This is a genomic window from Peribacillus sp. YIM B13481 (assembly GCF_042787985.1).
Lineage (GTDB): Bacteria > Bacillota > Bacilli > Bacillales > DSM-1321 > Peribacillus > Peribacillus simplex_A.
In genome coordinates, this window is the sequence record NZ_JBHZPE010000007.1 from 25,103 (window position 1) to 37,408 (window position 12,306).

Annotated in this window: 9 protein-coding genes; 5 read left to right on the plus strand and 4 right to left on the minus strand. The window is 38.7% G+C overall.

The window, feature by feature from the left end:
• Window positions 1-185: 185 nt before the first annotated feature.
• Window positions 186-1,211 (minus strand): acyltransferase family protein, encoded by a 1,026-nt coding sequence (locus tag ACFX4X_RS06685; RefSeq protein ID WP_284471371.1) that lies wholly within the window; start codon window positions 1,209-1,211, stop codon window positions 186-188.
• A gap of 271 nt (window positions 1,212-1,482) precedes the next feature.
• Here ACFX4X_RS06685 and ACFX4X_RS06690 point away from each other — a divergent pair, with 271 nt between their 5' ends.
• Both ACFX4X_RS06690 and ACFX4X_RS06695 read left to right on the plus strand, forming a co-directional pair.
• Complete coding sequence (locus ACFX4X_RS06690) at window positions 1,483-3,642, plus strand: PAS domain S-box protein (RefSeq protein WP_377382618.1); 2,160 nt, start codon at window positions 1,483-1,485, stop codon at window positions 3,640-3,642.
• A gap of 500 nt (window positions 3,643-4,142) precedes the next feature.
• Window positions 4,143-4,385 carry an aspartyl-phosphate phosphatase Spo0E family protein gene (locus tag ACFX4X_RS06695; RefSeq protein ID WP_318684406.1) on the plus strand — a complete coding sequence of 81 codons (243 nt, stop codon included), beginning with the start codon at window positions 4,143-4,145 and terminating at the stop codon, window positions 4,383-4,385.
• A 329-nt stretch (window positions 4,386-4,714) separates the two neighbouring features.
• Here ACFX4X_RS06695 and ACFX4X_RS06700 read toward each other — a convergent pair whose 3' ends face one another.
• The 3 genes from ACFX4X_RS06700 to ACFX4X_RS06710 all read right to left on the minus strand — a co-directional run bounded on the left by ACFX4X_RS06700 (window position 4,715) and on the right by ACFX4X_RS06710 (window position 8,435).
• The gene (locus ACFX4X_RS06700) at window positions 4,715-5,446 is read right to left on the minus strand and encodes a ZIP family metal transporter (RefSeq protein WP_061462225.1); all 732 of its coding nucleotides are present in this window, start codon (window positions 5,444-5,446) and stop codon (window positions 4,715-4,717) included.
• 123 nt (window positions 5,447-5,569) lie between these two features.
• Complete coding sequence (locus tag ACFX4X_RS06705; protein ID WP_061462226.1) at window positions 5,570-6,793, minus strand: MFS transporter; 1,224 nt, start codon at window positions 6,791-6,793, stop codon at window positions 5,570-5,572.
• Between the two features lie 145 nt (window positions 6,794-6,938).
• Window positions 6,939-8,435, minus strand: coding sequence for an ATP-binding protein (locus ACFX4X_RS06710; RefSeq protein ID WP_377382620.1), 1,497 nt, complete (start codon window positions 8,433-8,435; stop codon window positions 6,939-6,941).
• A 155-nt stretch (window positions 8,436-8,590) separates the two neighbouring features.
• Between ACFX4X_RS06710 and ACFX4X_RS06715 the strand changes: the two genes are divergently transcribed.
• From ACFX4X_RS06715 to ACFX4X_RS06725, 3 genes are all read left to right on the plus strand, one after another.
• On the plus strand, window positions 8,591-9,028 hold the full coding sequence (locus ACFX4X_RS06715; RefSeq protein ID WP_034314147.1) for a MarR family winged helix-turn-helix transcriptional regulator: 438 nt from the start codon (window positions 8,591-8,593) through the stop codon (window positions 9,026-9,028).
• A 232-nt stretch (window positions 9,029-9,260) separates the two neighbouring features.
• Entirely contained in the window at window positions 9,261-10,955 is a 1,695-nt protein-coding gene (locus ACFX4X_RS06720; protein WP_318684397.1) for a M3 family oligoendopeptidase, read from the plus strand.
• A 297-nt stretch (window positions 10,956-11,252) separates the two neighbouring features.
• The gene (locus tag ACFX4X_RS06725; protein WP_284471367.1) at window positions 11,253-12,293 is read left to right on the plus strand and encodes a YkvI family membrane protein; all 1,041 of its coding nucleotides are present in this window, start codon (window positions 11,253-11,255) and stop codon (window positions 12,291-12,293) included.
• The last annotated feature ends 13 nt before the right edge of the window (window positions 12,294-12,306 follow it).

Below are 12,306 nucleotides of genomic sequence, written 5' to 3' on the forward strand. Positions count from 1 at the left end.
AACGCCTGGCTCCTTTCGTGTACATATCTTTTTAAGCCAACAAGCACTAACGAGTAATTTTACCATAGTGCGCTCCATTTGAAAAATGAGTTATTGAATGAACGGAAATCTTTCAGCTTTAAAGCCGAACTGGAATTACTTTTTGAAAAAAACGGATAAAGCAGAAAATGCTTTATCCGTTTTATTTAAAATGCTTGTTTTATATATTCTTTCGTTTTAGTCATGAATCGTTTTGTTTTGGTCGCCTTCAATTCGATGATCGGCTGTGCCATTGTGGCAATCATTTCGCTTGATAATAACACGGTAATCAAGAAGGATAGACCGGCAAGCATGATAAAGCTCTCTGTATTGCTGAAGTAGTCATGTATAGTGCTTTCACGGAAGAAGCGGATGAAGAATCCGTGCAGCAGATATACATAAAGGGTTTGTTTACCCCAATTCGTAAAGAAATATTGTCCGCGTGGGATGAATGAAAGGAAGCTGAACACTGAAATTACGCTCAATCCATAAAATCCCAGGCGTTTAAACATGGATATGATTGTCGCATCTTCAAGCTCGGTATATGGTTTCGAACCGAGGAGCCATTTATAATTGACATCGGCATTTAAATAAAAACCGATAAAAATTACTAACATGACACTAAGTGAAGCCAAACGAACCTTGGGTGTGAACAGTTTCTTTAAGTGTTCCTTGCTTAAATGGTATCCGATCAAAAACATCGGGAAAAAAACGAATGTCCTCGAGAGACTAAGGTAATTGGAGACATTGTCAATATACCCAATCAATAAAGCGATTAAAATGGATAAACCTATGCCTACTGATGGCTTTAGCTTTGAAAAACCAAGCAGCATGATGTTCCAGCAGAATAAACTGATCAAGAACCAAAGCGACCATTGGGGATCAAGCAAGTCAACAGTGATTGCAGAACGTTCATATAAAAAATAATAGTAAACGGTATATATCAATTGGAAAATGATGTAGGGTAAAATTAGTTTTTTTGTAATTTTGGCTAAATACCCTTTTTGATAAAAACCTTTCGCAAAAAAACCTGAAACTAGAATAAAGGCCGGCATGTGAAAGGAATAAATGGTTTTATATAAAGCGTAAATCGTTTCACTATCATGTATATACGTATTCAGCAAATGTCCAAAGACGACAAAAGCCATGAGAATGAATTTGGCGTTATCAAAGAAAAAATCACGTTGTTTCATAGTTGCCTCCTAAAATTTTTAAGGTAGCTAGAGAGCATTGTTATTTCTTATACCCTAAATACATTGATCTAAATCAATATTTATAAAATTTATAAAAATAATATTAAATTAACCTTAACGCTAAGTTTTAAGTGATTCAACATACTATTATTTGACATAAAGGATAATTTAGGTTTTCGATGAATGCACGGATTTTCGATAATACCGAGGAAAATCCAGATGGGTGTCGAATAAAGTTTGATAAGTATGGGTTTTGAAAAGGGGTGTCAATATGAATATCGGTTATGGGAATGAAACGGAAAATAAACAGGAAATTATAAAATTGAATAAACAGATCGAAGGGTTTTTGAACATTTTCAATTCAATGCCAGAGCCTTATATTAGGGTTGATGAGGAACTAAGGCTCACTTATGTAAATGATGCCGCTTGTGCACTGCTGGAAACATCGAAAAATCAGCTGTTGTCCATGAAGATAACTGATTTTCTCGAGGTTAGCCCTTTAAATGATCAGGAAGAGTCCGGTACTCCAAAAAAGCCGAGTGAAAGTGAAAGACAGATGATCCAGCTCCATACCGGTGCCCTAAAGCATATAGAGTTTATACCAATAGGGGCTCCTTCCGAAGGACAGCAATTTTATCGTTTAGGGGATGTGACATTGGATCTTTCATCATCCCGGGAAACAAGAATGTCAAGGCAGATGTTTTTGGACCTTTTTGATACGGCCGTAGAAAGCATCGTCCTATTCGATGGTTCAGGAATAATCATGGAAGTGAACCATGCTTTTATCCATGTCATGGGCATCCCGAAAAAAGAGATTGTCGGCAAGAATATGAGGGACCTCATTTCCCCTGATTATAAGGCATATTGGGACGAGAGCATAAAAAGAGCATTTGTTGAGTCGAACTTCAAAGGAGAGGTGGAGATAATGATCGGGGTTGAGCGGCATCATTTTGCTTTTTCTATCAGCTCAGCGGTAGGAAATGAATTATACATGTCGGTGCTTCGAAGAATTACAGAATCAAATTTAATAGAAAAGAAGTTAGAGACGAGCGAACGGATTTTTGCGGAATTATTCGACCAGTCCATGGATGCAATCATATTCTGGAATGATGACGGAATCATTTTTCGAGTCAATCAATCAGCATGTAAAATATTTGAATCAAGCAGAGAGGAATTGATAGGCAGTTATATCTGGAAATACGTATACAGCAACAAACATCATTTTGAGCAGATAATGGAAACGTTTGAAAGGGACACCCAAGTGAGGGGGGAACTGATTTATAAAATGCCGAATCACCAAATAAAATTACTTGAATTGACTGCCAAAAAACATGAAGGTGATGGGTATAACGTAACGATATTTCGAAATGTCAGTGAACGCTGGCTGATTGAGAAGGAATTAAGGGATAGTGAGAAGAAATTCAGGAAGATTTTTGAGGGGACATTAGACGGCTTGATTTTATGGAACCATGAAGGGTTCACGGATATTAATGAAGCGGGTCAGGAAATATTGGAAATATCGAAGCGTAAACTGCTTTCTTTATCTGTAAAGGGATTCATCGAGAAAATCCCTGGAAATGTTCCTGCCTTGAACGCACATATTGATAATGTTTACAAGCATGAGGTCTACTCATCCATCATTCCGATAACATTCGAAGACGGAACAATTAAGCATATTGAATTTTTAACGAGAAAGAATTTATATTCGAACTTGAATCTAAGTATTTTCCGTGATGTGAGTAAAAATCTCGAAATGCAGGAACAGATCCGGAAATCAGATACTTTGAATGTCGTTGGTGAATTGGCTGCAGGGATTGCCCATGAAATCAGGAATCCAATGACTGCTTTAAAAGGGTTTATCCAGTTGCTTGAGGATGGTGTTAAGGGAGATTTCTCCACATATTTTCATGTGATTACATCTGAAATTAAGCGAATCGAAACCATTATCACGGAATTTTTGGTACTGGCAAAGCCACAGGCGCTAAAAGTTTTTAAACAGGATGTCCATACCATTTTGAGAGAGACGCTAGAATTACTGGCCGCTCAGGCATTGTTGGAAAATATTCAATTCGAGACAGATTTCGAAGAAGATGAGTTTAAGGTTTTATGTGAAGCGAACCAGTTAAAGCAAGTGTTCATTAACATAATCAAAAATGCATTGGAAGTCATGCCGGATGGCGGATCTGTACGAATTAAAACAACCCGATATTCAGAGAAATATATTTGTATTTCTATTACCGATCAAGGCATGGGGATCTCAACGGAAAAGCTAAAAAAATTAGGTGAACCTTTTTATACGACGAAAGATAGGGGAACTGGGCTGGGGCTAATGGTCAGCTATAAAATCGTTGAAGAGCACAAGGGCTTTATAGAAGTGGAAAGCGAAGTAGATATAGGGACGAGCTTTCATATATATTTGCCATTCGAGTGAGAGGTGGAAATGTTCTAGACCTTTGCCCAGTAACCAGAAAAGTATGGAAAATCCTAATAGTATATGGGGGTCCTTATTCAATGGATTCCTTTTTTTAGTTTCCGTTTTCCATCATTATTATCTTGGAATCACGACTGAGGTTGTACCTGTCCAAAAAATATTGGGCTCACATTAAAGGGACTATCATTTTTGATAAATTTGTCCGGTTTGATATTGAGTTAAACTGCTGAATTATTTAAGAGGAAACGAACAGTGAAAAATCAAATGGGAGAACTTTCGAATCGAGGTTCGGAGCTGGCTTCATATCAAATCCTCCTAATCATTATAAGAGGAATATGGGTTAGATATTTCCGTCATATCCTGTCTGCTGGAGGGTCAAGCTTTATCGCAATTTAAGAAGTTTTGTCTTTTTTTGCGAATCTATTTACATATAAGGCATATTTTGTAATACTTCTTTATTATGATGTAACTTTAAAAGGGCAGGAGTAGTGAATGCAGTTATGAATTCTAGGTGTGTAACGGAAATTTGTTCTGAGATTCAAATGAAGCGTTGGGAAATGATGGAGCTGGCAAAAATGTATGGAATAGGCCATGAGTTTACCCTTCGCCAAAGCGAGCAACTTGATAAACTTATAAATGAGTATTTGATCCTTCAACATCATTCGTCAGTGGAAGTGAGAAATAAGCGCGAAGAAATGGTTGTTATTGTACAGAAGCCCTTTAATGATGATATTACAATTTAAATGGAACTGAGAATGCACCATGTCTTCTTAAATTGGCGGTATTGGAGATAATCACCTTTAGGGCTAATGATCAGGTGACCGTTTTCTGATGGAAATGAACTTTACAAACATTTCATAAATAATGTCAAGAAAGACTCATATAAAGGACAATCATTTTCTTTTGAAATTCCTATGGGTATGAGGCATACATTGAGGGGAGGCCACCAGAAGGTGTCCTTTCTAACATCGGGAGTAGTTTAGAAGTCGAACTTAACTGAGTGGATAACACTGATAAATAAAAACTAAAGGCTGACCCAAATAATGGAGCCAGCCATTGTCAGGTCCGGAAATCACAAAATTTCCAATAATATTACCATGAACAAAAGACCAACAATGAAGGAATAGGTTGAGGTGCGTTCATTACCATCCCCATGGCTTTCAGGAATCAACTCCTTATAAACGATGAAAAGCATGGCTCCGGCGGCGAAAGCTAGGCCGTAAGGAACCAGGAACCCAATGTAAGAGGTTAAATAATAACCCAATAAGCCCGTAATTATTTCGATGGTACCAGTTAAGGTTGCTATCAGGAATGCAGTGAATTTACCGATTTTTTGATTAATTAAAAACAAAGCGACTAGTAAACCTTCCGGAGCATTTTGCAGGCCGATGGCAAAGGCGATCAAGTTACCTGTATCAGCTGAATCAGAGGCGTAACTGACACCAACAGAAAGGCCCTCAGGAATATTATGCAGTGTAATGGCAGTGATGATAAGCAAAGCCTTTTCATCAAACTGAATACCACTTTTCGTATGGCTGAGATCGATATGCGGAATGTTTTTCTCCATGATCGTCAATGTCATTACGCCGAGAAAAACCCCAATGACAAGCTGTATATACCCTCCGGTGGCTATAGACTCCGGGATCAGGCTCAATAACGAAGCAGCCATCATAATACCAGCGGTAAATGCCAGAAGCGTGTCTCTGAATCGATGTGTGATTGAATCTTGAATGAACAAGATCGGTAACGCACCGAACCCTGTAGACATGGCAGATAGGATGCTGCCTAATAGAACTCCACTCATGAATTTCTCCTTTGTATGGTCCATATCAACTTTATCAACTTAAACAATACTTCATTGTATGGGATGGTAAAAAAATATGTTCCAGGAAACACCCATTTTGCAGTCATGCATGAATGATCTGTATCATTCTTCTGCATACCATTTTTTCAATGTTAGATCAGTCGGCAGCAATACGCTGATGATCCCCAGCAATGGCAGGAATCCCACTAGCTTAATCATGGATTCGATCCCGATTATATCAGCAATGGCACCCAGTGAAACGGATCCAATGGCTCCCATTCCAAAGGCTAACCCTACAGTCAAGCCGGCCATTGTTCCGACTTTTCCCGGGACCAATTCCTGTGCGTATATTACTGTGACAGAAAAACTGCTCATTATAATGAAGCCTGCCATCAATAATAGGATAAAAGCGGCTGTAGGTGGTACGAATGGTAAAAGTGCGGTTAATGGCATACTGGCAGCGAACGAAAAGAGAATCACATTTTTGCGACCGTATCTATCCGCAAGCGGGCCACCGAAAAACGTACCTACAGCTCCAGCGGCTAAAAAGGCAAATAGGAAAATCTGAGCGGATTTTATCGTAAATGAATGCTGCTCGATTAAATAAAAACTATAAAAGTTCGTCATGCATGATACATACCAGGAACGGGCAAATATAATGAATAAAATTAATACCAAGGCTTTGGCCACTTTATGGGACCGCTCTTTATTGATTACTTTTGCCGCAACCTTTTTAGGCTGGAAATGAACTAATTTTTGAGAATACCACTTGGCAATATACAGCAATAGGATAACGGCCGTTAAGGCAACTAGGCCAAACCAGAGTGCACCTTTTTGACCAAATGGAACAAGCACGATGGCTGTGATGAGTGGGGCAAGGGCCTGCCCGCTATTCCCGCCTACCTGATAAATTGATTGTGCCAGGCCTCTTTTGGGGCCGCCTGCCATGTAGGCAACCCTAGAGCCTTCCGGATGGAAAATGGCTGATCCAAAGCCCATCAAGATGACTGCACCAAGGATTATGGTATAGTTTGGGGCAATTGCAAGAATGATGACCCCAATTAATGTACTGGTCAATCCAATGGGCAATGCATAAGGAAGGGGCTTTTTATCAGTATAGAACCCAACTGCGGGTTGAAGAAGGGATGAGACGATATTCAGGCAGAATGCAATCATCCCCAGCTGAGTATACGTTAGAGACATTGATTTCTCGAGGATTGGGAACATGGCCGGTACAACGGCTTGAAGAGAATCATTCATTAAATGGCATATGCCTATGATGATCATGATTTTCAGAGTCATATCTTGTTTTTGGGGTTTTGCTTTAATGGCAGCGATGCGTCCCATATGTATATTTCCTTCTTCCTGATTAAGAATTTTACCCATTCCATAATTAAAATAGATTCGATAAGGTACGTATGCATGACACCTTTAAAAAAATCGGAATCGTTAGTCCTAGCTTCATTTATAAATGAAACTCCTCAATGCATTACTAAGGATGGTCATTAATTAGTGGTAGGCTGATTGTCACGGTTGTACCGTTGAGAGGTTTACTTGTAAGCTCGATGGTTCCGTTAAAAGATTCAATTATTCGTTTACACACAAAAAGTCCTAATCCGGTTCCTTCCTTTTTCGATGTATAGAATGGTTCGAACACTTTACCGATATCTTGTTCATTCAGTCCTTGCCCGGTGTCGATGATTATGATTTTAGCCCGTTCATTTTCATGGTGGATTCGTATCCTTAACTTTTTTCCAACTTCCATGGCCTCGAATCCGTTTTTGGCAATGTTAAGAATGACCTGTTTGAGTTGGTCCTTTGTACAATGAACCAGGATCGGTTCCTTTACGATATTCCATTCCACTTCAATATTGAAGTGACGTGCTTCTGATTCTATTATTGGTCTCAATTCGGCAATGATACTGCGAATATCATATAAGGATAAGGTCTGGACCATGGGTTTCCCTAAAATCAAAAACTCGCTGACGATACTATTGATCCGTTCAATTTCCTTCATGATGACAGAGTAATAAAACTGATCTTGTTCTTCAGGATGTTTTTCAACCAGTAACTGTACCAGTCCCTTTATGCCCGTTAGTGGGTTTTTTATTTCATGTGCAGTACTAGCAGCCAATGTGCCGACAAAATCTATTTTTTGTTTATCGTTTAATAACTTTTGGTTTTTCGTATTTCTGCGTACGATCAGTTCCTCCACGACGGTATAGATTATGTGAGTAAAGAAGAAGGTGAAAAAGACAAGCATTAAAAAGACATTCATGTTATTTGTGTTAATCTTGTCAGGTATCTTCACGGACAGTTTCCAGTCCACTTCGGTTAAAGGAACATCCACCCATGTTGGATGTTCAGTAAATTCTTCGGCATTTATATCTAAAATTCGGGTTTTATCGCTTGTTTCCAATCTAAAGGTATGACCAGGGCTGAGCATTTTTAATATTTTTTCCATATGATCCAGCCTAATATGTGCCAATAAAAACCCTTGCGCCTTTTTCTCATGATCCAGAATGGGAGCAAAAATGGAAAAATAATTGAAATCCGGGTCATACAGCTCCTGGGTTCCTACAACAACGGCTTTTTGAGTTTTTACTGCACGCTTTATATCATCCTGTTCAATTAAATGGTAATTATTGAAATGTTTATTCGTCCCCGAGATGGAAACGCCATCCTGATTTAGCCAATATACTCCGGCATACCTGGAATCTGTATCTTTGATCCATTTCATAAGGTGTTCGGTTTTTTTATCATCCATATAAAGAACAGAACTGCTAAGGCTAAGCAGCTCAAGGTTTTCCTTTGTTTCACTGATAACTTGATCTATGTATTCTTGATAAACCGTTCCCGCCCATACAGCTTGTTCCCGTCTTTCTTTTTGAATGGAACGTTCTAAATACATCCAATAAATGATGGATAGAATAATTAATGGTAGAATAACAATAAGTAGATATGTGGTGAATTTATGCCTTGTTTTCATGTTCGTCACTACTTTAACTTTTTTTTCAAGTATATCAAACTGAGTGATTAAACAATAGTGCATACTAACAGAGCAGATTGACAAAAAAGTCATAATGCCATATAATAACTTTTAATTCAAGATATTTTAATTAAAAACTTTAAGGTTGTGAAGTTATGGAGAATAATAACATCCAACAGTCTTTGAAACTGTTTATTGTGATGTCTAGAGCTCATCGATCAATTAATGATGTGGTGAATAAACATATAGCCGAAGAAGGTTTGAATCCAACTGAGTTTGCCGTACTGGAATTACTTTATCATAAAGGCGATCAGCCTCTTCAGCAAATAGGCGGAAAAATCCTGCTAGCGAGCGGCAGCATTACCTATGTCGTGGATAAACTTGAACAGAAGGAATATCTACAGAGAATAGCATGTAAAGAGGATCGCCGTGTAACCTTTGCAAAAATAACGGATAAAGGAAAGGCCTTTATTGAAGGAGTATTTCCTGAGCATGAAAAAAGAATCGATGATATCATGAGTGTACTTACTCAAGATGAAAAGGCCACCGTGATAGAATTACTTAAGAAGATTGGATATTCAGCTCAAAATTAGCTTAAGAACCAGCACCCCGATTTTACTGCAGGTGCTGGTTTTTTATGTCTAATTGGATGTTGTGCAATGCTGGTACAACCTTAATTTGTTCAAAGGACATGAAGGTTTTTACTAACACTGTGGCGAATTAAATTATATTACGATAACCGCGATAATGAAGAATGTGTCTTGACGTTAATCCGGATTTTACAGTCAAAAAAAAATCTTGTTATATCTGAAAAGGAGTGTATATATGAAATTTAATGAGTATGAGTATAGACGTCCTGAAATGGATGAGATTAAAACCCGGTTCATGAAGGCCTTGGAAAAGTTTACGGACGCTGAAAATGCTGCTGCACAAATAAAATCCATGGAAGAAATAAGTGAAATTCGAAATTATGTGGGTACGATGTTTAATTTGGTCTATATTCGACATTCCATTGATACCAATGATGAATTTTATAAAGCGGAGAATGATTATTTAGATGAATTCTCCCCTGAAATGGAAGAGTTAACATCAAAATTTTACAAAGAACTCGTCCGCTCGAAATATCGTCAGGAGCTTGAGGGGAAATGGGGAAATCAACTATTTGACTTGGCAGAGGCACAGCTTAAAACATTTTCGCCCGAAATCATACCGCAACTGCAAAAAGAAAATAAATTGTCAAGTGAATATTCGCAATTAATTGCCTCTGCAAAAATTCACTTTGATGGAAAAGAGCTAACACTTGCGCAGCTTCAGCCTTTTATGGAGTCGGCGGACCGTGAGTTAAGGAAAAATGCAAGTAAAGCATATTACGGTTTCTTTGAAGAAAAGCAGGAGGATTTGGATCGTATATTCGATGAACTTGTCAAGGTGAGGCATGGGATTTCGATAGCGCTAGGTTATGAAAACTTCGTGGAGCTTGGGTATTATCGAATGACAAGGACTGATTATAATGCTGAAATGGCTGCTGCTTTCCGCAAGCAGGTGAAAGAAGAAGTGGTACCGCTTGTAACTCGACTGAAGGGCCGTCAGCGTGAACGGCTTGGCTTGGAGAATTTGAACTATTATGACGAGAATTTTCATTTCAGAACGGGTAATGCCGTTCCAAAAGGCGATGCTCAGTGGATCATCGAAAATGGGAAAAAGATGTACCAAGAGCTTTCACCTGAAACGAATGAGTTTTTCAACTTTATGATCGATAATGACCTGATGGACCTTGTGGCGAAGAAAGGAAAAGAAAGCGGGGGCTACTGTACTTTTATAGAAGACTATAAAGCTCCATTCATCTTTTCAAATTTCAACGGGACTTCGGGGGACATAGATGTTTTAACACATGAGGCAGGCCATGCATTCCAAGTGTATCGCAGCCGTAATCTTGACATTCCAGAGTATTATTGGCCTACCTATGAAGCGTGTGAAATCCATTCGATGAGTATGGAATTTCTAACCTGGCCATGGATGGAGCTATTTTTTAAGGAAGATACGGAAAAGTATAAGTTTTCCCATTTAAGTGGTGCACTTACATTTCTCCCGTATGGGGTAGCCGTTGATGAATTTCAGCATTTTGTCTATGAGAATCCTGATGCCTCCCCAATTGAAAGAAAGCAGGCTTGGCGTAAGATCGAGATGGAATATTTGCCGCATCGTGATTATGAAGGGAATGAATTCTTGGAGAATGGTGGGTATTGGCAGCGGCAAAGCCACATTTATCAGGCACCTTTTTATTATATCGACTATACATTGGCTCAAATTTGCGCTTTCCAGTTTTGGAAAAGGTCGGCTGAAAAAGATGAAACGGCTTGGAGGGATTATTTGAACCTGTGCCAACTTGGAGGCAGCAAATCTTTCCTTGGTCTCATTGAATCTGCGAATTTGAAATCCCCATTTGTTGAAGGTACTGTTCAGTCCGTTGTGAAGGTGATAGACGAATGGCTTTCAACTGTCGATGATAAAGCATTATAAAAGATGAGATTTTATATGATACGGTAATAAATTGAATGCTTTAAAAAAAACGCTTGAGAATTACTCCTTAAGCGTTTTTAATCTTTCATCACATTCAGGAAGTTAGGCAGGGCACATACAAATCAACTGCTTTTAGTCTTAGGGAAATGCATAAGAGGTGAATAGGGTGCAATGATGGAGAGAACTTTTTCTTTAATGCCTTTAAGTCATGGTAAAAAACAGCTGACATAAGGAATATTGCTTGGCTTGTCTTAAATGTCCCTTCCTTACATATAAATGTAGGGAGGAGGGGAGAGTATGCTGTCAAGGTGGTCAGGGATTTTTCAGATTGCAGCGGTATATGTAGGCACAGTCGTCGGTGCAGGTTTTGCAACTGGAAAAGAGATTGTTGAGTTTTTTACCCGTTATGGCTTTTATGGCTTTATTGGTATTTTAATAGCAGGTTATATTTTCATTTTTACTGGAACGAAAATCATGCTCATTTCCGCAAGAATCAGAGCATCTTCTTATGAGGAATTCAATGAATTTCTTTTTGGAAAGAAAATAGCAGGAATCATCAATATCTTTTTCCTTATCATGCTGCTAGGGGTGACGGCTGTCATGATTTCCGGTTCAGGCGCCGTTTTCGAGGAACAACTTGGCGTGCCGAAAAGTATAGGAAGCTGGTCTACGATCATCCTGGCATCCTTGGTCTTGATGATGGGTATGCGCGGTGTATTCACTGTAAACTCTTTTGTAGTACCAATCATGATCTGTTTTAGTTTGATCCTTTTTTTCTCGACTTTGGGAAATGGGGATTTCTTCAAGACCCTTACTAAAGTTCCCGATGAAGTGATTACCTTGAAAGTGATTTTGTCACCATTTGCCTATACAGCCTTTAATCTTGCTTTGGCACAGGCTGTGCTGGTTCCGGTGGCTTATGAAGTCCGGGATGAGAAGGTCATTAAACATGGAGCAATCCTTGGGGGGATATTCCTAACCATCATTTTATTATCTGGGCATTTTTCACTTATGACACTTCCTGACGTGAATAGTTATGAAATTCCTTCGGCAGTTATTATGAGAACGGCAGCCGGTCAATTATATTGGATGTTCATTTTGGTGATCTACGGGGAGATATTCACTTCGGTCATCGGAAACATATATGGATTACAAAGGCAAATCAGCAATTATATCAAATTGCCAAGCATGCTAATCATAGCTGTGATTTTTTTTATAGCTTTGATCATTAGTGAATTCGGATATGGAAGGTTATTAGGATACATTTATCCGATTTTTGGATACATAAGCCTGCTTTTTTTAATTCTGGTCTGGAAAAGCAAGGCAGGAAAGAAGTAATGAAGTACGGGGG